Here is a 24752-nt window from a genome sequence, read left to right on the forward strand (position 1 = left end):
GAATCCATTTTGAATCGCATCGCCAGACGGCACTACGGGTTGCCAAGGCGGGACAGGTTCCAGCGGTTGATTTGCATCGTTTACTAGCGGATCAACCCGCTTGGTTGAGTGCCGATGGTGTGCATCCGTCGCCAGAGGCGAAACCAGATCATTGCCCGATTGGTCGCAAAAACAGTTCGAGACTTGACCGAACACGAACGTTGAGAAGCGTTTCAAGAATAATGCGTTGACTTACGTGAGTCGTGCCCCCACCCAATCCAATCGAATCCAGTCCAGAGCCATGCACCGAATTGTTATCCTATTTGCGTTGAGTCTCCTGTCGTCGCCTGCGTTCGGCCAACCGGCCGCGTATCCACCGACCTTCGATGATGCCCGAGCGGAAACGTACAAAACGATCGATGATGTCGAGATGAAAGTATGGATCTTTGATCCGCCCGGTCACCAGGCCGATGACTCGAGCCCCGCGATCGTGTTTTTCTTTGGTGGCGGTTGGACGACGGGTAATCCAGCTCAGTTCGAGCAGCATTGCCGCTATCTGGCATCGCAGGGAATGGTCGCAATGACCGCCGACTACCGCGTGAGCTCGCGTAACGGGACCTTGGCGGACAAGTCACTCGAAGACGCCGAATCAGCAATTCGCTGGGTTCGACAAAATGCCAAACGGTTGGGCGTCGATCCCCAACGCGTCGCCGCTGGCGGAGGCTCCGCTGGAGGTCACTTGGCAGCCTGCCTCGGAGTGGTTGAGCCACTGAGCACGTCGACAACAAACGAATCCGCGTCCGAAGAAACCAGCAGCGTGCCCGACGCATTGGTACTGTTCAACCCTGCCTTGGTACTGGCGCCCTTCGAGGACATCAGCATGGGACGAAATGATGATGGAACTGACAAGTTCGATAGCATTGCCACACGCACCGGCGTGCCTGCACAGCGGATCTCGCCGATCCACCACATTCATCCTGGACTCCCGCCAACGATCATCTTTCACGGCGAAGCCGACACGACCGTTCCGTTCCTGACGGCAAAACGCTACACGGAACTTGCGACCGCAGCGGGCAACCGATGCGAGCTCGAAAGCTACCCGCACGCCACCCATAGTTTCTTCAATTACGGTCGCGGCGGCGAACCCGGTGAGTACTATCCGTTGACGCTTTCGCAAACCCATGCGTTCCTTCAGTCATTGGGCTACTTGAAAACTCCTCCCGCGATCGCAGTGCCCCAGTCCCAGAACGTGCACTACCGAAGCCATTTCGATCACTCTCGCAATGCCTTCGAGAACGACAAGCGGGGCACGGTAGCATTCCTCGGCGGATCGATCACCGAAATGAACGGTTACCGCGTGATGGTCCAGGCCGACCTGCAAGCCCGCTTCCCGGAGACGCAGTTCACGTTCATCAACGCCGGAATCAGTTCCACCTGTTCTACCACGGGTGCGTTCCGCTTGGATGAGGAGGTCTTGTCAGCGAAGCCAGATCTGTTGTTTGTCGAGTTCGCGGTGAACGACGATCAAGATGCCTCGCACGCGGCGCGTGAATGCGTTCGCGGTATGGAGGGCATCTTGAGACATGCACGTACGGCTCTTCCCCAACTCGACATGGTGGTCACTCACTTCGTGAACCCGCCCATGTTAGAGCAGCTGCAGAATGGCGAAACGCCAACCAGCATGGGGTCTCACGAACATGTGGCAGCCCAGTACGGTGTCTCTTCGATCGATCTGGCCCGCGAAGTGGCCGAGCGGATCACGGCGGGCACACTGTCATGGGAACAGTACGGCGGCACGCACCCCAAAGAACCAGGCAACCGCCTCGCAGCGGACATGATCGCAGACCTACTCGATACAGCCTGGTCGGATCCGATTGCCGATCACCCCCGCAAGCCGTCGCATCGCTTGACAAAGCAGATCGACAAGAACAGCTACACCCGCGGAAAGATGCTGCCTCCCACCGCGGCGAAACGAGGCACAGGCTGGGTTGTCCACCGACCCGATTGGGCGAGCCTGCCCGGATCCAAACGAGATCGTTTTAGCGACAGGCCGCTCCTGTGCAGTACCGAAGTCGGCTCGGAGTGCTCGATCGATTTCACCGGGACTGGAATCGGCCTATTCATCCTCGCCGGTCCCGATGCCGGAGTCATCGAATATTCGATCGACGGCGGCGAGTCGCGAGAGTTGGATCTCTACCACAACTATAGTAAAGGCTTGCACTACCCCCGCACCGTGATGCTCGACGCCGATCTACATCAAGGCAAACACCGCGTCGAAATCCGAGTTGCGAAAACCAAGCACGAAGCCAGCGTAGGCCACGCGGTTCGTATTCTGAAGATCGCAGTGAATCAGTAGAAATTAGGCACGCAAAGAGCACGCCGCCGTTAGCCTGGACCGCTCAACCCATCCGACCTCCCCACCAATGCCCGGTTCTCTCACGCGAAAGCTGTTCTGAAGTATCGTGATTGTAAAAAGCCCCTCGGCGGGCGATAATCCTTTTCTGGTTTGCGGATTGTCCCGCGACAGCGACATGACCACTGAGCCGATAAATGCTTTCCACAAGAGAGTCACAATGGCTCGACTGTTTCGTTTATCATTTCAGGCGTGTTCGTCGCTGTGGGGCTTTCTCATGGCAGATCGGCTGCCCCACCCGAAGGCGGGCGTCCTCCCATCCGACGATCGAGAACACCAACATCGCGTCTACGATCGCCGAGAGTTTCGAGCGTGACGCTGAACATCAATCGCTTTGCCGGCTTCCTCGGCCCCAGAGTGCCCCACCAACACCCTCCCACCGTACGCTATTTGGACCCACCATGCGTTGCTACTCGCACCTAACACCCCTGTTCGCCCTCCTGATTGGCACGACGTTCGTTACGTCGTTAAGTTCGTCACTCGCGCAGTCCCCGGATCCTATCGCGAAGATGCAAGCGGATGCTGTTGCAACACGAAAAGCGGACTGGGGGTATTGGGGCCCCAACCCAGACACCTATTCAAGTTGGAAAACGCATAGCAATCGGTTGATTCCGGTCTACACGTTTGGCATCGATCTCACGGCGGTCGGTGGCGAGAATAGCCTCTATCGTGATGCGGCGGCCATCGAGAATCTCTACGGCTATCTGCCTGAAAAAACACTCAACCCGAATGCGGAGTACTTTGACCAAACAGACGTCTACCGACTACAGAAACAATCCGTCGAATCAGGCAAGAAGCGAGTTATTCTGTTCGTTTTCGACGGCATGGATTGGGACACCACGCGACTGGCGGCGATTGCAAAGTCCAACCGCGTTGGCTACCACCAAGGACGCGGCGAAGGTTTGCATTTCCAAGATTATCGTGGCGTGACGACCGACTTCGGCTACTGCGTGACCAGCCCGCACAATGATGGCACCAATGTGAGTGTCGACAAGCAATCCGTCGTCAATCCCGACGGTAAGGTTCGTGGTGGCTATGACCCCAGCTTGGGCGGCGACGCCCCCTGGAGCCGGATCATGGACGCGGACTACCCCATTGGTAAAAGCAAACAGAACCGACAGGCCTACACCGATTCGTCTGCCTCGGCGACCTCGTTGACCAGCGGCATCAAAACCTACAACTCGGCAATGAATGTCGATTCGATGGGGCGTGAGGCATTGCCGATCGCACGAACACTACAAGATGAAGGCTTCGCCGTGGGCGTGGTAACGAGCGTTCCGATCAGCCACGCGACGCCTGGATGTGCCTATGCCAACAATGTTCATCGCAATGATTATCAAGATTTGACGCGGGACCTGATTGGTCGTCCGTCAATTTTTCATCCCGGCGGTCTGCCAGGCGTCGATGTGCTAATCGGTGGTGGATGGGGAATGGAACTGGACAAAGATGGCTCGCAGGGTCAAAACTTTGCCCCGGGTAACCGCTATCTCGCGCCGGAGGATTTGGAAGCGATCGATGTTAAAAACGGCGGCAAGTACATCGTGGCTCAGCGCACCAGTGGTGTTGATGGTCACGAAGTGCTGAACGCGGCCGTCGAGAATGCCAAAACCGGTGGCGACCGATTGTTCGGTTTCTTTGGTGCCCAAGGCGGTCACCTGCCGTTCCGTACCGCCGACGGCAACTACGATCCCGTCGTCAGCTTTGGCAATCCCAAGCCGGAAAAGGCGGAGGTCTACAGCGAGGCGGATCTGGTCGAAAACGTCAAGCTAAGCGACATGGCGGTTGCTGCGATGGAGGTGCTCGAGTCGCGAAGCGATCGCTGGTGGTTGATGGTTGAATCGGGAGACGTCGATTGGGCGAACCACTCCAACAACATCGACAATTCGATTGGCGCCGTGATCAGCGGCGACGATGCGTTCGCAGCCGTCGTCGAGTGGATTGAACAAAACGGTGGCTGGGACGATACCGCCTTGATTCTAACCGCCGACCACGGACACTATTTCAACCTCGTGCGTCCCGAAGCATTGACTCAACCACTCGACCAGTAGGTTGCCATTGAGAGGGCACATCCGACGAGAGCGTCATTCGCGGTGACGGGGGTTTCTCCCGCAATTCCCCGCGAGCACAAAAAACCCGTTCTCAACGGGGTCAAACGTGCTAGTACTTCGCGACATCTTCACTGCCCCGGATCCCCTAAGTGGTTTTTCCTCAATCACTTACAAAACGCAGTTGTTCTCGCTCGCCGAGAACAACTGCAGTTTCTTGGATCCATCCGGGCACCTCGTGAGTAAATCCAGCATGTTGGATTTTGGCGCCATCACGATATCCAACACCGCCCGAGTGGATTGCCCGAAATGCATGAGCGGGACGCCGCACCGCTTCTCCGGCCCTTTCGTAGACTCGCTCCGGTGCGAGCAACGACGCTCTGGTACGATGCCGCCATGACCCAACCTGCAAACAGATCACCGGTGTGCCGCTTGGCTCCCTCCCCGACCGGCGCCCAACACCTCGGTAACGCACGCACGTTCTTGCTCGCGTACTGGAGCGCCCGAGCTCAGAGCGCGGAGTTGATTCTCCGCATCGAGGACATTGATTCACCCCGCGTCAAACCGTGGGCCACCGATCAAGCCATCGAAGATCTAACTTGGCTGGGGATCGATTTTGATGGCCAACCGATCATCCAAACGCAGCGAACAGACCGGTACCAAGCCGTGCTCAACCGCATGATCGCCGATGACCGAGTGTATCCCTGCACCTGCACCCGGACGGATATCGAGTCGGCGTCGTCGGCGCCCCACGAGCAATCGACACGACCACCCCAGGGACCGACACCCGCACACCATCACGAGTCGACGATCACGGCCGAGTCGACAATTTACCCTGGCACCTGCAGCGACTGGCACGTTGGCGATCCACTGCCCGAGCCCGGCACTTATTGCTGGCGTTTCCGCATCGCCCCGGCCCCCCAATGCTTCGATGACCTCGTCGTCAACCGCGTCCACTGCCACCCGGCCACCGCGATCGGCGACTTCCCCGTCACCCGTAAAGAGGGCGTGGCCGCGTACCAGCTAGCCGTTGTTGTCGACGACATTGACGCGGGTGTGAGCGAAGTGGTCCGCGGCGACGACCTGCTGTTGAGCACTTTCCGGCAACTGCAAATCTACGAATATCTCGATGCCGAGCCCCCCCACTACGCCCACGTGCCGATGGTTGTCGGCGAAGACGGGCGTCGTTTGGCAAAACGTCATGGCGACACGCGATTGTCGCAGTACCGCGATCAAGACGTTGCACCGGAGTCAATCATCGCCTGGGCTGCCCGTTCAGCCATGAGCAACCCGGGATATTTGCCGGGTTCGGAAGAGACCGCCACCTGGGGCGTCCGGCGCTGGCACGATGAAATGATCGAGCGATTGGACTGGTCACGGTTGGCACGAGAGCAGGTGCGGTATCCTTGAATTCGCTGTCGGTGCGATGTATCGCAGCAACGTGACGTATGGATACGAAAGTGTGTTGTTGCACTACGGGGCCCGCACACCCTGGGCGAACGGCGCGCCCAATGAACTCTTCCTTACTTGGGGGTCGCTTCGCTCGGCAACGTTTTCGACTCGGGATCGGCTGCTGGCTCGGGAGTGGCCCGTGTGGCCGCTGCAAGGGTTTCATCTTCGTCATGCTGCCATGGATTCTTCCATTCCGACCAATGGTCCATGTAGTCGGCGCAGGCTTGACAGCCAGTGGCTTGCTGCTCGATCCATTCTTTGGCTTGGCCGACCAGTTCGGTCTCCTGCGGGAGGCTCGCCCGCCCCGTCAACACCATGCTCCGCAGGAAAACGAAGTAGGTATCCAGCACATCGCAGCGACAGTAGTCGCTAATCGCCTTGAGGTCGCCACGGTCATAATAGGACTGGACCTGGTCACCGCTGAGTCCCATTTTCCCTGGCTTGCCGAGCGTTTGCGCGGCGAGGTTCAAGCCGCCGTTGAAACGGGCGGCGGAAAAATTGGTCAGTAGTTCTTGCAGGTCTAAGTGGGCCCCCGTGCTGAAACGATTCCGACGGGACTTGTAGCCGCTGTCATCAAACCACTTTGGAATCGACAACCCGAATCGAAACGCCGCCAATTCCATCAGTGGGATATCGAAAGACCGTCCATTGAAGGTCACCCACTGGGGCATGTGATAAGCTTCCCAGCCCTGCCAGAAATGCTTGGTCATCACATGCGGTCGAAACTGGGGTTCGTCGAGCGATTTGATGTCGAGCAGCCGAAAATCCGCGGTCACTTTTGCGATCACGACCGAGATCGGAACCATAAAAGTGTGCGGGATGAACGTCGATCCGGTTTGTTCGAACCGTTCGGCTTGGTACTTAGCAACGGCCTCTTCGGCAGACAGTTTCTCGCCACTGTAGCGGACAGCGGCGATCAACTCTCCATCGGCGATGCTCTCGACATCAAAAATCAAATGCGCGACGGCGTCACGATTCGCATCGGTCATACGAGTTTCGTTTTTCCTGGAATGGCACAGCCTTCGGAGGGTGGGACTCCCTCGGTAGCCATGTTCTTCGGAAAGAGGTCGAGCGTTGACTTGTCGGTGACAAAATCCCACGTGACTTTCTGACCGGTGTAGGCGGCCAAACGGCCCAGGACGGCGGTCAATGAGCTGTTGGCAGTCTCTTTCAGTTCCACAATTGGTTTACCAGCGCGGATGGAATCAATCAGGTCCTTGTGTTCCTGCTTGTAAGCGTCCGAGATGCTACCGGTTGCCGACCAAACTTCTTTGCCCTGGCGATCGATGATTCGTGATCCACCACTCATGGCCGCGATATGCATGTCCCCCTCGGTCCCATAAATCACACTCCCGTTGTCACCCTGCGTGTTCGGGATTTGCCGGCACATGAACGATACGACGCGGTCGCCGGGGTAGACGTAGTCCAACGACATGCTGTCCCACATTTCGCTGCCTTCGGGACGAGTGAATTGGCCGCCGGCACCGTAGGCCGATTCCGGTGGCGATCCCATCACCCAGTTGATGGCGTCGATGTTATGGACGGCTTGCTCGGTGATTTGATCGCCCGAGAGCCAAATGAAGTGCATCCAGTTGTAGAGTTGGTATTCCAGGTCGCTCATGCCTGGTTTGCGGTTTTTGAACCAGATGGAATTCGAACAGTAGCGTGTCGTGGCGCTGACGATATCCCCGATCGCCCCCTCGCGGATTTTCTGCACGGCCTCGATGTAGTTGGCTTGTCGGCGGTACTGCGTTCCTGTCACGATCGCAGTGCCATTGGCGACCGCACGATCATGGGCTTCCAAACAAACGTGGTAGCCAGCGGGATCGACGCAGGACGGTTTCTCGGCAAAGACATGCTTGCCCGCGTCAACGGCATCGGAGATGTGATAAGGTCGGAAACCGGGAGGCGTGGCCAACAGGACGACGTCGACATCCGGGTCCGCAAGAATTCGCTTGTACGCATCCAATCCCGCATACATCTTGTCGTCGGCAACGTTCACCTTGTCGCCGTGTCGACTGCTCATCCCGCGACGCGTTTGGTCGCACTTTTGCATGTCGAGATCAGCCAAAGCGACCAATGTGATGTTGTCGTTGATGGTCAGCGAATCATTGACCGCTCCGGTACCCCGGCCACCGCAGCCAACCAATGCGATCCGGATGGGTTCGCTGGAGTCGGAACCTTGTGCTTTTTCGCTAGTTGCTTCGGCAGCAGATGCGCCGGATGAAATTGCCAGTGTCGAAGCTGCAATCGCCGAGGTCGCGACTCGGTTTCGTAAAAAATCACGTCGATTTTCATTGGTGTTCGTTGGCAGCGACTCAGGATTACTCTGTTGATTTGTCATAAATTTACACGCTTAGGCGAAGGAAGGACGTGAGGCGGGATGAGCGACCGCGGCAAGTGTTGTCAGGAACAGACACCCGCTCGATGTTGGCCACTCAGACGAAGCTGTCTGTTATTCTACACCAAACTAATTTCTCGCGGGTATCCTGAGTTGATCTCGCAATTTTCAGATCCAAGCAACCATCCACCGAGCGTTTCCACCATGACGACGCAATCTCACTTCGGCTTCGATAGCCCCAACCCCCTACCGCGGGTCTCATCGGCACGTTCTCTGCCGCTACGCTCTCTCGCCGTGCTGACGACGCTGTGGACAACGATGTTTGTCCTGTCGGTGGGCGCATCGTCGCAGGCTATGGGCCAAGAAAAAAAATCGCCGTCCTCCTCGCTCAACGCCACCGATGCGGAGCTGGAAGGGATTCTCTCACCGACCGATCGAGCCAAAGCGGCGCGCCGGTGGGAGCAAGAGATTGCTGGTCTGGACCGGCTCGACCGCACGCAGAGCGATCCAGAGAATGCCGTCATGCTCCTGGGCAGTAGCAGCATTCGGTTGTGGGAGGATGCCGCCGACATGCTGGCGCCCTACCCGATCATCCGCCGGGGCTATGGTGGTGCCCGCTACAGCGACTTGGTCGTGTTCGCTAAGCGGTTGGTCACCCCCCACCAATACAGCGCCCTCGTGGTGTTCGTTGCCAACGATATTACCGGGTCGCGTGAGGACCGATCGGTCGACGCGGTGCGAAAAATGGTACTGCACGTAATCGAGGTCTCCCACAAGCATCAACCCGACGCGCCAGTGCTGCTGGTCGAGGTCACCCCCACGCCATCGCGGTGGGGTGTCTGGCCACAAATCCGTGATCTCAACGCGATGATGCGAGAGGTTGCCCTGACTCACCCTGGGGTGTCCTTCATCAGCACGGCAGAGTACTACCTCGACAGCCAAGACGAGGCGCGGCCGGAACTGTTCCGCCAAGACCAACTCCATCAAAATGAACCTGGATATCAGCTCTGGGCGGACATCATCCGTCGCCGTCTCGATGAAGTGTTGGGCAACCCCGGTTCCGCGAACACGTCGCAAGCTAGCGAAGTCAGCGGTACCCGAGTCGACGCAAACTAGGTTTGCATTGCGTTCGGAACGAGCGGAAAATTACTGTTTGAAATGGTGGTCGAACGCTCCGCGGCCGGCCATTCCGACCGCAGAGCGTTCGGCCACTTATTTTCCGCTCGTTGCGTTAGACAGCGACGGGCACGGGTGCGGGGGCTTCATCGTGATCCGGTTCAGCGGACGTCAGATGGGCGAGTACCTGATACATCACAGGGGCGAGCACCAGAACGACCATCGTGCTGAAGGCGAGCCCGAACGTCAAACTGGTCGCCATCGGTGAGACAATCTGTGCCTCCTTGGAGCGTTCCAAAAGGATGGGCATCATCCCGGCGCATGTCGTCACCGAGGTCAGCAACACGGCGCGGAAGCGGCGGCGGCACCCGTCAATGATCGCGTCGTACTGGGGTAGCCCTTCGGCGACGCGTTGATTGATGAAATCGATTAGAACGATTGAATCGTTCACCACCACACCTGCCAACGCCACGATGCCAAAGATACTGAACAGCGTCAGGTCGATATCCATCACCACATGCCCCACGATCGCACCAATGAACCCGAACGGAATGATCATGAGAATGAGCACGGCCTGCCAGCACGAATTGAACTGAATCGTCAGCAGCAAAAACATGGCGCCCAGGACCACGAAAAAGCCAAGCGTCAGACTGTTGACGGTTTCGTCGGTCTGTTCCTGCTGCCCCCCCCATTCAAACTCGACCCCCGGGAATTCACTGGCGAGCAGGGGCACGAAGTTTTTCTTCAAATCGGAAACCACGTTGAACGCGTTGCCACGGGTCTCGTCCACATCCGCCACAACGCCAATACTGCGCATTTGATTGACGCGGCGAATTTCGGAATATCCTCGTTGCACGTCGACCTCAGCGACCTCACTGAGTGGGCGTTCGGTTCTGTCGGCACCGCGGATACGGATATCGTTAAAACTGACCAGAGTGTTTCGTTCCTCGCGTGGATAACGAACACGGAGCGGGACCTCGTGGCGACCGCGCTGCAGTCGCATCACCTCTTCGCCGTAGTACGAGGCGCGGACCGTCCCGGCCACGTCGGCTAACGAAACCCCCATCGCTTGGGCATCGTCGCGAACCTTGATGCGATATTCCCACTTCCCTTGGCGGGTGTCCGTGGCGATGTCAGAAACATAGGGATACTCTGCCAGTTTCAACTTGCAGCGTTGGATCGCGGCATCGAGTTGATCGTAGTGCTCGGCTGTTGCCATCAAACGCATTTCAATGGGCAACGAAGCGGGACCGCGTGGCGTCGCGGCAAACGCAACGGCTTCGGCACCCGGGAACCCGCCCGACTCCTTCCGCCACATTCGCACAATTTCGTCACTGCTGACGGTCCGCTCCCCGATGTCGTTGAGCTGAATGAACAAGCCACCAATGTGACTGGTCGGCGCGATGCCGACCTCGTCTCCGGATGATCCGACGGTGCGCTGCACCGCCTGGACGAACCCTTTCGGATCGCTCGTCAATTCCTCATCAATCGAGCGTTGATTGACTCGCCAAATGGCGTCTTCGAGTCGCTGTGTCGCCGCATCGGTGATTTCGACTGGCGTGCCATCTGGATAGGTGACCGCCACCGTGATGAATCCGAAATCAATTTTGGGCAGCAATAGAAAGGGCACATTCCCGACCTAACAACGCCCATCGAAAGGATCAGCATACCTGCCAAGGTTGCGATCACGATCGCAGGATTCCCGAGTGACCAGCGGAGGATCGGCGTGTACAGGTTGTCGATGACCCTCGTGAGCAGACGTGACATTGCGGCATTGGCCCTCTGCATCAACCAACCGAGTGGACGCAGTGGGAGTAACAGATACCCGAGCGCGTCAAGAAAACGACTGCGACGATGCGATAGGTGAGCGGGCAAAATCGTCAGACTCTCGAACATCGAGATCAGTAACATGGCCCCAACGCACATCGGCAACACGACCGTCAGTCGTTTGATGCGGCCTTCCATGTACATAATCGGCGCGAATGCGATCACCGTCGTCGTGACGGCCGTGATCACTGAAGGCATCACCTCATAGGCACCGTCAATGGCCGCTTGGCGATAGCTCTTACCCATTTCCCGGTGCGCATAAATATTCTCACCGACCACGATCGCATCATCGACGACGATGCCCAACGCGATCAGAAACGCGAACATGGACGTCATGTTGAGTGTTTGGTTGCCATAGTACATGTAGATGCACGCACCGAGCAGCGAAATCGGGATGCCTAACATCACCCACCACGCCAATCGCATTTCCAAAAATAACGCCAACACCACGAACACCAGCACCAACCCCATCCAGGCATTCTTGCTGAGCAGATGCAAGCGGCTCTTGACGCTAGTGGAACGGTCGCGGAGCGTTGTCATCGTGTACCCCGGAGGCAGGTTTGCCTGTTCTCGTTCGACGAACTTTTTGACCTCCTGCGAGACTTCGATAATATCGTCGGCGCTGGTGGTTTCGACGGATACGAGCACGGCGGGGCGCCCATTGATTTCGTTGATCGTGCCGTCGACGGCAAACTCGTCGCGGACGACGCCTAGGTCACCCACCGTCAAGACCGCGCCACCCGGTTCACTGACCAATGGAATTTCCGCGATGCCCTCACCAACGTCACTCTTGTCGCTGCCGCGCAGCAGGATCTCTTGCGAACGTCCTCGCAAGGTTCCTGCGGGCAGTTCCACATTATTGCCCCGCACAATGTCCGCGACGCTCTTGAGTGATAGGTTGTACTTGCGCAGCGTTTGTTCGGGGATTTCGATATCGATTTGATAGTCGGGTGTGCCCACTAAATCGGCGACCGAGACCGAGGGGAGCGCGAGCACGTCGGTCCGAACTCGCTCGGCGACACGGCGCAGCGAGAGGGCAGCTTCCGCCCTCGCGACAGCTGACTCGGTCGCACTTTCATCGGCGGATTGATAATCGTCCGCGCCACTCTGCTGGTCGCCCGGCCTGTCCATCTTCGGGCCCATCACGGCGATACGGATCGCGGTGGTAAAGTTGGTGTTGAGCCGTATGTCTGGCTTTTCAGCCAGTTCCGGGAAGCTGGGGATTTGGCCGATCAGGGTGGTGACTTCGGTCAGGATGCGTTGGGCATCGGCTTGGTTGGCGTCGGGATCGAGTTCCAGCATCACCGTGCCGATCCCCTCCCGCGCCGACGAAGTCATCTCGTCGATCCCATCGACCGTGTGGATGGACTCCTCGATTTTCTCAAGGATCCCCTCTTCGATCTCGTCGGGACTCGCTCCGGGGTACGCCACCGAGACATTCAGGACGTACAGTTCAAAGTCGGGCCAGAAATCACGGCGGAGTTGCGAGAGGCTGTAGGCCCCCAACAACAACACCCCGAGCATCACGACATTCATCGCTTGCCAATTTTTGACAGACCAGGCAATGATCGACTTCATTGCGCTGCCCCCATCGCATCTCCTGTCTGCACGGCCGACGTCAAGACGTTTGCAGCGGTCTCGCCCGATTCGAATTTCTCCTTCAACCCGGCGTCAGACGTGCCGATATCTGCGGCGACGGGGCCGTGAGCGGGCGTTGCCGCGATCGCCATCCCATCGAGCGGATCACTCACCGGGGACACGATGATGGTCGCCAGGGCCAGCGAAACGTTCTGGCTCTCGTCGGGATGCATGTCAATCACGATCGATTCAGCCAACCGGCTGACGATGGTGACGGGGACGACGCGAAGCCGTCCGTCAACGCTCAGCCAAACGCGATTGCCGGGGCGGATCGCAGTCTCGGCGACCTCATAGAGAGTTTGCTCAGGTCGTGTTTGCATCACGACTGAAACGAACATGCCCCGCGTCAAGTGGTGCCGACGGCCCGCTGAGCCGGAGGACTGCGGTGTGTTGACACGAAATAGGCACGGATAGGTCCGTGTTTGCGGATCGATCCCGGCGCCATCAATGCGTTGCAGGACAGCGGGCCAGTGATGCGTTTCGGATCCGAACTGATACGATATCGTTGCGGGGATAGGCGGCACGCGATTATCTTCGCCCTCTTCGATTTGCTCGAGCGATGCACTTAAGTCGACTGGCTCTGCGATGGTGAGTTCCGGGGTCGCCGATCCGTCGTGCCGATTGAGGCTTCCGCTACTCCAAACCCAAATCATTTGATCGGCGGTGAGATTACAGCGAACCTCGACCGCCGACGTATCTTCGATCGTCACGAACGAGGTGCCCGCGGGGACATATGACTGCTCCTCAACCGACGATGCGACGACGCGTCCGCGGATCGGTGATCGGACCACACAACGAGCGAGATCCAACTGGGCGCGTTGCGACATCACGTCGGTCATCGCTCGTTTCTCGAGTAGCAACTGGCGCTGGGCCTCCAACTCGCGAAAGCGATTTCCAAGTTCGACCAACGATGACTTCGCCGTCAGCTCGGCTCGCTTGACCACATCGAGTTCCGTTGCCGATGCCGCTTGCCGTTTCGCCAATATATCCACACGATCGCGTTCGCTCCTGGCAAGTTCAAACTGCTGCTGAGCCAACTGCGAAAGCTCATGGGTGTTTTCAATACTCACGATGACGGACGCAACTTCCGCAGCTTCCTGAGAGGATTGAGCTCGCAATCGTTTGACTTCCAGTTCGTACTCGATGGGATCGAGCCGGATCAGGACTTCGCCGGCCTCGACCATGCGGCCGGTGCGCAGGTTGGGCGACTGCTCGACGATGGGGCCGGAGACTTCGGTTGCCAAGCGAATTTCACGCAGCGGCACGGCCACTCCGTTGACTTCGATGGGAACGGGGCCTTCGTGAATTCGCAACTCTTGCGTCGTCACGATCGTCTTGCCGGATTTTGCGACTTTGGCCCGCTCGGGGCGCTCTCGCTCACCTAAAAACGTGTATCCGAAGACACAAATTGCCAAAATACCGCCAGAGATCACGACATTCAGGAACCGGCCCAATGTGCTGCGGGCGGGTTCGGCCGAGGCAGCCATGGCCGTCCTGGCGGTGTCCGGCGTGGTTTCGCCGTGATTCAGCGTGGGGGGATCCGGTGTTGCGTTCATAGGGAATGGTTCGTGTGCGGGGTGGCTGTGATTCGTCATGCGCAAGCGGCGCGGGGGCGGGGTCACATAAAAATGACGTAATGTTGAATTGGCACCTATTCGATCGCGGACTTGGCCTTGGCTCGCTGCTGTTCGTAGCGAGGATCGATTGGCAATTTTTCTCCGCCGATCAACTCCGCCGCCTGGCGATGATTGGCAATGAACTCAATCCAATCAAACCACGGGATCGGCGGCACCCCCTGCATTTTGTCCAACGATTCATCGAGCCAACCATCTAGAAATGCCTGCGATTTCTTCAGTGTGTTGTTTGCGTCTTCGTCTCGGCCCACCTTGGAATACGCGATGGCCAGCAGCGGATAACTGATTCCGAGCCCAGCCCAGGTGACATCTTCGCTGAGGGATTGTTGGAGCCGCTCGATTGCCTGCTCGTATTGCTGGGCCTGCAAATGTGCCCAGCCGGCCAAGTACAGTTTGACACCCCGGGGAAACCGCCGACTGCGGTTACTCAGCCCTGGTGGAATGGACGTTTGGCGATCTTCGATCAAGTCCTCCGCGGTCGCGGCGAGTTCGAGGGCGGATTCCACCGACGGTTTCCCCATTAATTCTCCCCGCAATTTTGTGCCTGTCGCGCCACTATTGGAATTCGCCAGATCACTGGTGAGCTCCTGATAGGCTGCGGTATCACCCGTATTGAGAAATAGCTGAGGGACCCCCAGATACTCTGCTCCATCGACGGCCGAACCACGCTGCAATGCCCGGCCGTAATCAGCCGCCGCCATCTCCCACAATCCGAGTTTGGCGTAGAAAGAGCCGCGTTCCATCCACACGTGAAAGTACTCCGGCTGGATCTCAGTGGCGGCGGTATACGCTGCGTTGGCGTCCGCCCAACTGCCCGCTTCGGCATAGGCACGCCCCGAGGCGAGCAACACATTGGCGTGTTTGAGCCGGTTGGTAAATTCCTGCAGGTCTTCGCGAGACTTGTTGGCCTCGTCGGCCGAGATGCGAGCTCGATTCATCGCATCGATGGCCACCCGCGCCTGCCAGATACTGATTGCCGACCCCAACAGCAAGGCGGCCGCGACCAGTGAAACGGTTGTCAGGATGACTCGGTTGCGGCGAGCAAACTTCGAAAAACGATAGAGCGCTGTCGGCGGGCGCGCTTCGACGGGCTGCTCGTTCAGATGTCGCCCCACATCTTCCGCCATCGCCGCGGCGCTGACATATCGGCGATTGCGATCCTTATCGAGCGCCTTCATCACGATCCAATCCAGGTCACCGCGAATGATGGACTCGAGTTGAGCGGGTTCGAGACGTCGGTTTGCCGATAGCGTGCTCGCCCGTTCCCCATTGAGTGTGCTGACCAGTTTGCTCGGGCGGAGCGGTTCCTCTTCGCGGATGATGCGTCGCAGTTCGTCAAATCCCACCTGATTGAGCCGGTCCATCGCCAGCGGAGTTGATCCGGTCAATAGCTCGTACAGCAGCACCCCGAGTGAATAGATGTCGCTCCGTGTATCGACATCGCCCATCGTCATCTCGGCTTGCTCTGGACTCATGTACGCGGGCGTCCCCACCATCGATGCCAATCGCGTATAGATGGTTGTATTCGTCAAACGCTGACCGATTGCTTTGACGACGCCGAAATCGATCACCTTGGCGATCGGTCGGCTGTCTTGTTGCGTCACGAGCACGTTGCTCGGCTTCAAATCGCGATGAATGATGCCTTTTTGATGGGCATGCTGGACGGCATTGCAAATCGAGATAAACAGGTGCAGCCGATCCGCCGTGTTGAGACGATGGTTGTCGCAGAATTGATTCAGCGGGATGCCACGAACCAACTCCATCACAAAGTAGGACTGTCCGCTATCGGTTACCCCAGCATCGAACACACGAGCGATGTTCTCATGATCCATCATTGCCAGCGCCTGGCGCTCGACCTCAAACCGGGCCATGATCTCCTTCGATTCCATGCCGGGTTTGATGATTTTCAACGCCACGCGTCGGCGAACCGGATGCAGTTGATCGGCGACAAACACCAAACCGAATCCACCTTCGCCGATCTGCTCACGCAATTTGTAGGCCCCGAGCATCGTCCCCGGAGCAAACCTCGCGTCGGCCGGCTTCATTTCGTTTTCAAGTGACGTGGGCATGAGTGCCACGGCGGCGGGACTGTCAATCGGATTGCATTCTCGATCGTGTTCACGCAACAACTCTGAGATGGCCATCAATCGGTCCGCGTCACCCTCGCAGGCATCCCTCAGGTACGCTAATCTCGCGTCGGGATCATCAAGTTCCACCGCGCGGAAAAAAATGGACTTTTCGCTTTTCATGATTGAATCCGTCGAGATAGAGCTCGGTCGCATGTTGATGCGACAACCAGGTCATCGCCGGGCCAAGAAAAATCAAGATTTTGAATCCAGGTTGATTTCACGCCCCAACCAAGCTCGCGCGAATGCCCAATTGCGTTTCACGGTACGGGCCGAGACGCCCAACGCCGCCGCAGACTCGTCGACGCTCAAACCGGCGAAGTACCGTAGCTCCACTAACTTGGCAAGCTCGGGTTCGTCAACGGCGAGCTTCACGAGCGCGGCATCCAGATCAAGCAATTCGTCAACATTGGTGGCATCGACCATGGCATCGGCATCCACGATCGAACCGCATTTTCGATCTCCACCCCGCTTGAGACTTTTTCGTCGCCGCGCACTCTCAATCAAAATCCGCCGCATCGCCTCGGCTGCAGCACCAAAAAAATGTCCTCGACTATCCCAGTTGGGGGCGTCGTCACCACAGCCAACGACCCGCATGTAGGCCTCGTGCACGAGAGCGGTCGGTTGGAGGGTATGCCCAGCCGGTTCCTGCTGCATGCGGTGTCCGGCCAGTCGGCGCAGCTCCGCGTAGACCAGCGGCAATAAATCGCTCGCCGCCGCAGCGTCTCCTTCATCGATTCGGTTCAAAATTTGGGTAATTTCTGACATGGGTGTCCGTCCGAAGCATTCCACAACGCTCACTTGCTGATCCGCAGACGCGAAACCCTCAATAAGCTTGCTGGTGCCCGTGAAGCTCGCACATTGTAACTGGAGTCACTCAACTCCGGTAATCTCTTGCCCCGGCGAGGAAAACAACAAAGGGGGCCACGCCACCCCCGTTCGCGGGAGTCCTCGGCGGGCTGGTCTCCTCGGTGGGCTGGTCTGCTCGGCGGGCCAGCGGCGGGGAGACGAATGCGACTCGGATTCGGTTGGCAGGAGGCACTGAACGAGGCCTGAAAAACGCCTAGAAAAGGGCCCGGGAGTGGCACGGAACGACACAAAGGCGAACAACGGCTCGGGTAACGGTCTCACCATCCCGGAACGTCTAGTACAATGTCGTTTTTGAGCCTCCCACCTTTACTGTCTTTCTAGCAAGCAACCGTCATGACTCGATTGATCTTCTTAACGACATTCGCGTTCGCTTTTCTTGCAGCGTTCCACTTTTCAGCGGAAACAGGCTCGGCACAGTGGCCCGATCGACACGGGCCGACCCATGACGGCGTCGTTGCCGACGCTGATGCCGACGTCCTGCCCATCCATTGGACGGACACTGAAAACGTCGCGTGGAAGACACCCCTACACGGTGAAGGACACTCCTCGCCGGTGATCGGCGAAGGCCGAGTCTGGTTGACCACGGCAACGCCTGACGGCAGCCAGCAGTCGATCATGGCGATCGATGAACAGACCGGCGAGATCCTTCACGATCGAGTGCTGTTTGAGAACGAGGGTGTTGAGCCCCTCGGTGGGGCGGTTGGATTCAACAACTACGCCGCACCGAGCTGTGTGCTGGGCCCCGGCGCCGTTTACGTTCACTTCGGTAGCTACGGAACAGCGAAGCTTGACTCGAAGACCGCCGAGGTGATTTGGCAGCGACGTGATCTGCCCTGCCAACACTTTCGCGGACCGGGTTCTTCGCCGCTCCTGTACGAGGACAAACTCGTGCTCACGTTCGATGGTGTCGACCAACAGTACACGACGGCGCTCGATGCCCGAACCGGCAAAACCTTGTGGCGAACCGATCGTAGCACGGACTACCAAGACCTCGGTGACGATGGAAAACCACTGCGTGACGGTGACATGCGGAAAGCCTACTGCACGCCAGCCATCGTCAAGGTCGGCGATCAAGTGCAGCTCCTTTCCGTCGGCGCACGGGCGATGCAAAGCTACGATCTCGAAACCGGCAAGGAGCTTTGGACACTGCGACACGACAGCTACAACGCGGGCATTCGACCGCTCTGGTTGCCCGAGAAGAAGCTTGCGATCATCAACACCGGTTCCCGTGGCGCGCAGCTCGTCGCGGTCCGACTCGATGATTCCACCCAAGGTGATATCACCGACTCGCACGTCGCTTGGGTACGAGAACGTGGCAACCCGCGTTTCGCCAAACCGATCGAACATGACGGCTTGATCTTTCAAGTCACTGACAACGGCGTCTTGGCATGTATCGATGTGGACACGGGCGAGGAAGTTTGGAAAACACGGATTTCCGGCGACTACCTGTCATCCCCCATTCTTGCCGGAGACCGCCTGTACTTCTTCAACCAGAGCGGGCTCGGCACCGTCGTGAAAGCTCAACGTGAACCGGAGACCATCGCGGCTAACGATGTCCCCGCCATGGCCACGACAGCATGTCCGGCGGTATCGAACGGAGCGATCTTCATCCGCGGCAAAAAACACCTGTATAAGATCCAATCGAAGTAGCAAGATGCGTCGGGGGGCGCGGTACCGCGGGTGTCAAAGGTCGCCTGCGATGCTCGCCTTCGATTCTCGCCTGCGATGCTCTCAGGCCGGTCCATCGCCCTTCACTTTTACGCCAAGGCACCTTCCCGATGATCGTTGAGATAAACTGGGTCGCTCGAATCACGCCGGACCGCTGCGATCAACGCCGCTCGCGAGAGTTGCTGCGTACCACACGTCACGACAAAGGGCCGTGGGCATTGCCGTGGGCATCGGGCATTCGCATGGGTCGCTGCGGTCCGTTGAGTCTTGGGCGTCACATGCTCGTCAGCCTAGTGGTGTGGTCAGCGTGTTTTTTTGCGGCGTCCGATTCGCGGTGTCTTGGCGACGAGTCGGCTGCCGATGCACGCATCGATGAAGCGTTGCAAGTCACGACCGACGCTGCCCAGCATTACGACTTTCAGCTTCAGGGAGATCAGTCCGAGCAATTGGACTTTGGTCCCGATTCGGTGTTGCGTTGGTCCAATCCGGAGGCCGGTGAAATTTTTGGAAACGTTTTCCTGTGGACTCGGAGCGGACGGCCGGAGGTTGTCGGCTCGTTTTTGCAGTGGTACTCGCCGTTCACGCACGGTTCGCACGAATTCCAATCGCTCTCGACGAAGCCGCTCCGCGGCATGCGGGGCAACAACACGGTATGGACGACCGATCAGCCTGGAATCGTGTTCGCACCGGTCCCCAACCGTCCCGAACTTGCCGACTCGCCCGCCGTCCGTAGCCGCCAAGCTCGGACGATCGCACGAGGCTTTCGAGTCCGCAAAACGGATCGTGACGGCAACGCCAGCGAACTGCGACTGCTCGTCCATCCGCTCGCTCGATACGGCGACGATACGTCGGAGGTCTTCGATGGTGCCCTGTTTGTTTTTGTGCAAGGCACGGACCCCGAGGCATTCTTGATGATCGAGGCGAGAAAAGAGGGCGACCAATGGCAATGGCAGTATGCACTGGCCCAAATGAACAGCGTTCAATTCGTCGCTACGTATCGCAACCAAGAAGTTTGGCGGACCGACATTTGGCCTTGGGCAAAAGTCCAGAGCGGTCGCGAAACATACACGAGTTTCGGCCCGTTCGAGCGTGGCCAACCGATCCGCTAGGCGTTGAAGACGAAACAGGTCCCAAGGGCGACAAATCCGAACGGGCCGTTCCTGTAACGCGTCCGATCAATGCTCATCGAGAATACTCAAGTGTTCGTCTGACCGTTTTGATTTTCGGCTCAAGCCCCCTGTGAGGGTCGGCTTTTGCTACCCGCACCCAGCATACCTATCCAGAGAGTTCAATATGCGTCCCAGTCTGATGGCATGCTCGCTCGCTTTCCTGCTCATCAACGGCGTGGAGGCCCTACCGACAACAGCACGCGGCGACGATCCGACCTCTCTAAAAACCGATCCCGCGAGGCTCGCCCGTATCCACGCTGCTCAAATGCCGAAGTTTGCCGAGCCGGTGATGTTCGATACTCCGGAAGCCGATGCGATACTCTCGGCGCTGGAGATTTTCCCGGCAGACAACGCCTTCAATCAACTCGTCGACGATTGGCCGCTGCACCCCAACTCCACAAACATCGTCGCCTCGATCGGTGCTGAAAAACCGTTCCGCTACAACCCGGACATGAGCTTCATCATCGTCCCGCCGCATCAGCTGCGCGTCGACGTCAAACTGGCCGAGTACGCGGACGAGTCGGATTCCGGCCCGTTTCCTGTGCCCGACAACATTCCGATCGAAGGCTGGCCAGTGGCCTATCAGCGAGCCGGGAATTCTCGGCTGCTGGCCGAAGTCCAACGACGCCCGGCGAAATACGAAGGAGACCGCCACGCGATCGTGGTCGATCCCTCGAACCGCATGCTGTACGAATTTTTCACCTTCGGAAAGACGACTGACGGCTGGATGGCCGGGCAGTCGTCCATTTTCGATTTGAAGACCAATGAATCGCGGCCAGACGGTTGGACGTCGGCCGACGCCGCCGGCCTGCCGATCTTTCCCGCCGTTGTGCGTTACGATGAACTCAAACGCGGGTCGGTCGAGCACGCCATGCGAATGACCGTCCGTCGCTCGCGGCGTGCCTACGTTCATCCAGCAACGCACTACGCCAGCCAACTGAAGGACGAGAATTTGCCTCGCATGGGCGAGCGGCTGCGGCTGCGTGCAGACTTCGACACCAGCGAATTCTCTCCGCCGGTTCAAGCCATCCTGACCGGATTGAAGCGATACGGCATGCTCGTCGCTGATAACGGCATCGACTGGGCCATTTCCGTCGCTCCCGATCCGCGGATTCCCGTCTTGCACGAAGAGCTGCGCAAGATCAAGGGTGCCGACTTCGAAGTCGTCATCGCTCCGAAATAAACGATCCGCCAAATGATTCCGATGACACGCCGGCGCAATGAGCCTCCGCCAACGCGCCAACGCTCAGGCTAGAGGATTCTACTGAATGACTTCGGCGGTCTGTTCAGGTGTCGTGATTCCGGGGGGCAGTTCGAGAATTCGGATGTTGCGAAAGTGCACTTCCGAGCCTTCCGATTCCAAGCACAGATAGCCCTTCCGCACGGACGAATCGCGAATGGAATTGACGAATTTACCATTGATCGCCAGCTTCACCGTGCCGTCGACACAAACGACATCGTAGACATTCCATTGGCCCACACCCTTGCAACGCAGTTCCACCGACATACTGCGACTGCCACGGGGATGGTCGGGCGTGGCCACCAGTCCGCCAGCGCCGAACAACTCGCCGGAAATGTAACCGATATGGTTCGGCTCGCCGTTTTTCAACGGATGCTGATTGACCCAGTCCAGTTCGAGCATCTGCACTTCCATTCCTTTGGGAAGACGCCTGCCATCAGGGACGGATCCCTCACTCCATGCAAATACCCCCGAATTGCCTCCGGGCTGCATGTGCCGCCACTCGATGTGCAGAAGGAAGTTCTCGTATTGCTTCTCCGATCGCATCACACCGATCGGTGTGCCGCGGCATACCAGCAATCCGTCCTTGACCGTCCAAGTATCCGGATCCGTGTTGACGTTCACCCACCCCGACAAATCATGGCCGTTGAACAGATCAACCCACTGAGGGATTTCCGTTGACATCTCCGCAGCGGGTGGCTCGGCATACAAGTTGGACTCAGCTCTCAGCGAGACGAGCAGACCTCCAAGCATCAATGGGACCATTCCCAATACGTTCATTCGTGAAGTGAGTCTCACCATCGGCTCCTGAGTTGCGTGAATTCGATTCAGCACGGTCGGCCGGGAGTGACACCTTCAATGTCGAGACCGCCGACTCGCGCTCTGCACCGGAGTGTTATACCACGGCTAGACACACGAAAGTTCCTTGCCAGCCTGTTCCGAGGGCGCTTCCTCGATTCCGGTCGGCTTTGCGCTTCATCCGGCGGAAACGCATGTTGTTGCGACGCCGTTGACCCGCCCAAACCCCGGTTGCGAAACGCCGAACGGCTCATGACCCGGTAGCGTGGCAACCTTCCCGCCGGCATTCGCCGGGTCCAAAATCCCCACCACCACTAGACGACCGGTCTACTACATGATAGAATACCCATTATGAACGCCAAGCACTCGGATACTCGCAACCACATTCTCGCCGTCGGACGAACCGCTATCGCCCGGAAGGGATTCCATGCCGTTGGACTGGCTGAATTACTCAGGGCGGCGGAGGTGCCCAAGGGCTCGTTCTATCATTACTTCCAATCCAAAGAAGGTTTTGGCCACGCATTGATCGTCGATTACATGGCCACCTACATAGAGGATCTGAACACGCTGCTCGAAGACGCCCCCGGGAACGCGGCGGATCGACTGATGGCGTATTTTTCGTATTGGAACGAATCGCAAACGGATGAGTCCACGGCAAACAAATGCCTTGTCGTCAAACTAAGCGCTGAGATTTGCGATCTTTCTGCTGAGATGCGGCAGGCCTTGCGGCAAGGTACCGATCAGGTCGTTGCCAGACTGGCCGCCGTCATTGAGGCCGGCCTTACCGACGGTTCGATCCATTCCGATGCACCGCCTGCAAAACTGGCCGAGTGGCTTTACCAACTTTGGCTCGGCGCGAGCCTTTTGGATAAGTTGCGACGCGACAAAACAGCATTCACCGAGTCGATGGAACTAACCAATCGCCTGCTCGGCAGAGGAAACCGTTGACTTTTTACTTGTCATCAATAGACGACCGGTCTACTAAGAAAGGGCGCGTCGTCGCTCGGAACCGTTCTCACTCTTCGAGCAATGGAATCTGAAATGAACACTTCCATGCGATCCTCAGTTTACCCTCCCCAACCAACACTTCAGTGAGTCTCCACAATGACCAACCCATCTGCTACCAACCCACAGCGCCGTCATCTATTCGAACCGCTGCCGCTCGGCGGAATGACATTGCCCAACCGCATTGTGATGGCACCCTTGACGCGAGCCAGAGCGGGAAAGAGCCGCATCCCGAACTCGCTGATGGCCGAATACTACTCGCAGCGAGCGGCGGCCGGACTGATCATCACCGAGGCAACGGTGATCTCGAAACAGGGAACCGGATGGACGGAGTCACCGGGCATTTATACCGATGAGATGACCGCAGGTTGGGCGAAGGTGGTCGAGGCAATCCATGACAGGGGCGGTCGAGTGTTCTTGCAACTTTGGCACATGGGCCGAGCCTCACATAGCGACTTCCATGAGGGCGCGTTGCCGGTGGCGCCTTCGGCAATCGCGATCGCGGGCGACACCATCCATACACCGTTGGGCAAGAAACCATATGAGGTGCCTCGAGCACTCGATACGGTCGAAATCCCGTTGATTGTCGAAGACTATCGGGCAGCTGCCGAACGCGCCAAATCCGCTGGATTTGATGGCGTTGAGATTCATTCGGCCAATGGATATCTACTCGACCAGTTCCTGCAATCCAAAACCAATCAGCGCACGGACATCTACGGCGGCAGCGTCGAGCATCGCTATCGGTTGCTTGGCGAAGTCGTCGACGCCGTGACCAGCGTTTGGCCGGCGGATCGCGTCGGCGTGCGTCTGTCACCCAACGGAGTCTTCAACGACATGGGATCGCCCGACTTCCGCGAGCAGTTTTCGTACGTCGCTGGGCAACTCGACGCATGCAAGTTGGCTTACCTGCATGTTCTCGATGGTGTGGAGTTCGGATTTCACAAGCTTGGAGAGCCTATGTCGCTACGCGATCTTCGCAGTGTGTATCACGGAACCTTGATGGGTAACGCTGGCTACACGCAGGAGACGGCAGAAGCGGCGATCGCGAGAGGCGATGCTGATCTTGTCGCGTTTGGCCGGCCATTTATCAGCAATCCCGATCTCGTTGAACGCTTTGCCAACGGCTCGCCCCTTGCCGATACCGCTCCCATGTCCGTCTGGTACTCGTCGGGCGCCGAAGGCTACACCGACTTCCCGGCGTACTCGGAAACGACGGTCGCGCCGGCAAACTCGTGATCGGTGTCGGCAACGACTTCACTTCAATGGAAACTGGTATCGGCTCAAACGACAACGTCGGGAACATGCTCGACATCGACGTTTCGGGTTCCTCCCCTTCGGGAACCGAAGCCTGTGAACTCGCCGAGGCAACGGTAGCCACGGAAGATATTTTACGAACGACTGAACAAATTCATCTCACCATTTAGGACACCT

At 58.0% G+C, this 24752-nt stretch carries 18 protein-coding genes; 10 read left to right on the forward strand and 8 right to left on the reverse strand.

Features of this window, described 5'->3' with window-relative positions; translation table 11 throughout:
• Positions 1–280 precede the first annotated feature (280 nt).
• The 3 genes from SH410x_RS20605 (at position 281) to SH410x_RS20615 (ending at position 5847) form a co-directional block, all read left to right on the forward strand.
• Positions 281–2335 (forward strand): alpha/beta hydrolase fold domain-containing protein, encoded by a 2055-nt coding sequence (locus tag SH410x_RS20605; RefSeq protein WP_473670386.1) that lies wholly within the window; start codon positions 281–283, stop codon positions 2333–2335.
• 458 nt (positions 2336–2793) lie between these two features.
• Positions 2794–4440: an alkaline phosphatase gene (locus tag SH410x_RS20610; RefSeq protein WP_473670387.1), complete on the forward strand. Its 1647-nt coding sequence runs from the start codon at positions 2794–2796 to the stop codon at positions 4438–4440.
• 393 nt (positions 4441–4833) lie between these two features.
• Positions 4834–5847 carry a glutamate--tRNA ligase family protein gene (locus SH410x_RS20615; RefSeq protein WP_473670388.1) on the forward strand — a complete coding sequence of 338 codons (1014 nt, stop codon included), beginning with the start codon at positions 4834–4836 and terminating at the stop codon, positions 5845–5847.
• A 113-nt stretch (positions 5848–5960) separates the two neighbouring features.
• Here the strand turns inward: SH410x_RS20615 and SH410x_RS20620 are convergent, their stop codons facing one another.
• Both SH410x_RS20620 and SH410x_RS20625 read right to left on the reverse strand, forming a co-directional pair.
• A complete protein-coding gene (locus SH410x_RS20620) occupies positions 5961–6878 on the reverse strand; it encodes a 3'-5' exonuclease (protein WP_473670389.1) in 918 nt (305 codons plus the stop codon).
• The gene (locus SH410x_RS20625; RefSeq protein ID WP_473670390.1) at positions 6875–8233 is read right to left on the reverse strand and encodes a Gfo/Idh/MocA family protein; all 1359 of its coding nucleotides are present in this window, start codon (positions 8231–8233) and stop codon (positions 6875–6877) included. The genes SH410x_RS20620 and SH410x_RS20625 overlap by 4 nt, the downstream gene beginning before the upstream one ends.
• Positions 8234–8434: 201 nt before the next feature.
• Between SH410x_RS20625 and SH410x_RS20630 the strand changes: the two genes are divergently transcribed.
• Positions 8435–9346: a GDSL-type esterase/lipase family protein gene (locus SH410x_RS20630; protein WP_473670391.1), complete on the forward strand. Its 912-nt coding sequence runs from the start codon at positions 8435–8437 to the stop codon at positions 9344–9346.
• A 115-nt stretch (positions 9347–9461) separates the two neighbouring features.
• On the opposite strand, the gene SH410x_RS20635 is transcribed toward SH410x_RS20630, so the two are convergent.
• The 5 genes from SH410x_RS20635 to SH410x_RS20655 all read right to left on the reverse strand — a co-directional run bounded on the left by SH410x_RS20635 (position 9462) and on the right by SH410x_RS20655 (position 17339).
• Complete coding sequence (locus SH410x_RS20635; RefSeq protein ID WP_473670392.1) at positions 9462–10931, reverse strand: efflux RND transporter permease subunit; 1470 nt, start codon at positions 10929–10931, stop codon at positions 9462–9464.
• Positions 10820–12751, reverse strand: a complete 1932-nt coding sequence (locus tag SH410x_RS20640; protein ID WP_473670393.1) for an efflux RND transporter permease subunit — start codon at positions 12749–12751, stop codon at positions 10820–10822. Before SH410x_RS20640 ends, SH410x_RS20635 begins: the two co-directional genes overlap by 112 nt.
• The gene (locus tag SH410x_RS20645; RefSeq protein ID WP_473670394.1) at positions 12748–14367 is read right to left on the reverse strand and encodes an efflux RND transporter periplasmic adaptor subunit; all 1620 of its coding nucleotides are present in this window, start codon (positions 14365–14367) and stop codon (positions 12748–12750) included. The genes SH410x_RS20640 and SH410x_RS20645 overlap by 4 nt, the downstream gene beginning before the upstream one ends.
• Before the next feature lie 95 nt (positions 14368–14462).
• Positions 14463–16694: a serine/threonine protein kinase gene (locus SH410x_RS20650; RefSeq protein ID WP_473670395.1), complete on the reverse strand. Its 2232-nt coding sequence runs from the start codon at positions 16692–16694 to the stop codon at positions 14463–14465.
• Between the two features lie 72 nt (positions 16695–16766).
• A complete protein-coding gene (locus SH410x_RS20655; RefSeq protein ID WP_473670396.1) occupies positions 16767–17339 on the reverse strand; it encodes an ECF-type sigma factor in 573 nt (190 codons plus the stop codon).
• A 435-nt stretch (positions 17340–17774) separates the two neighbouring features.
• Here SH410x_RS20655 and SH410x_RS20660 point away from each other — a divergent pair, with 435 nt between their 5' ends.
• The 3 genes from SH410x_RS20660 to SH410x_RS20670 all read left to right on the forward strand — a co-directional run bounded on the left by SH410x_RS20660 (position 17775) and on the right by SH410x_RS20670 (position 21461).
• Entirely contained in the window at positions 17775–19091 is a 1317-nt protein-coding gene (locus SH410x_RS20660) for an outer membrane protein assembly factor BamB family protein (protein ID WP_473670397.1), read from the forward strand.
• 128 nt (positions 19092–19219) lie between these two features.
• Positions 19220–20218 (forward strand): hypothetical protein, encoded by a 999-nt coding sequence (locus SH410x_RS20665; protein ID WP_473670398.1) that lies wholly within the window; start codon positions 19220–19222, stop codon positions 20216–20218.
• A gap of 184 nt (positions 20219–20402) precedes the next feature.
• Positions 20403–21461, forward strand: a complete 1059-nt coding sequence (locus SH410x_RS20670) for a hypothetical protein (protein ID WP_473670399.1) — start codon at positions 20403–20405, stop codon at positions 21459–21461.
• Positions 21462–21539: 78 nt separating this feature from the next.
• Here the strand turns inward: SH410x_RS20670 and SH410x_RS20675 are convergent, their stop codons facing one another.
• On the reverse strand, positions 21540–22316 hold the full coding sequence (locus SH410x_RS20675) for a 3-keto-disaccharide hydrolase (protein WP_473670400.1): 777 nt from the start codon (positions 22314–22316) through the stop codon (positions 21540–21542).
• A gap of 351 nt (positions 22317–22667) precedes the next feature.
• On the opposite strand from SH410x_RS20675, the gene SH410x_RS20680 reads away from it, so the two are divergent.
• The 3 genes from SH410x_RS20680 (at position 22668) to SH410x_RS20690 (ending at position 24745) form a co-directional block, all read left to right on the forward strand.
• Positions 22668–23264, forward strand: coding sequence for a TetR/AcrR family transcriptional regulator (locus SH410x_RS20680; protein ID WP_473670401.1), 597 nt, complete (start codon positions 22668–22670; stop codon positions 23262–23264).
• Between the two features lie 156 nt (positions 23265–23420).
• The gene (locus SH410x_RS20685) at positions 23421–24557 is read left to right on the forward strand and encodes an alkene reductase (protein WP_473670402.1); all 1137 of its coding nucleotides are present in this window, start codon (positions 23421–23423) and stop codon (positions 24555–24557) included.
• 26 nt (positions 24558–24583) lie between these two features.
• Complete coding sequence (locus SH410x_RS20690) at positions 24584–24745, forward strand: hypothetical protein (protein WP_473670403.1); 162 nt, start codon at positions 24584–24586, stop codon at positions 24743–24745.
• Positions 24746–24752 lie beyond the last annotated feature (7 nt).

This window comes from Rhodopirellula sp. SH410 (assembly GCF_055811895.1).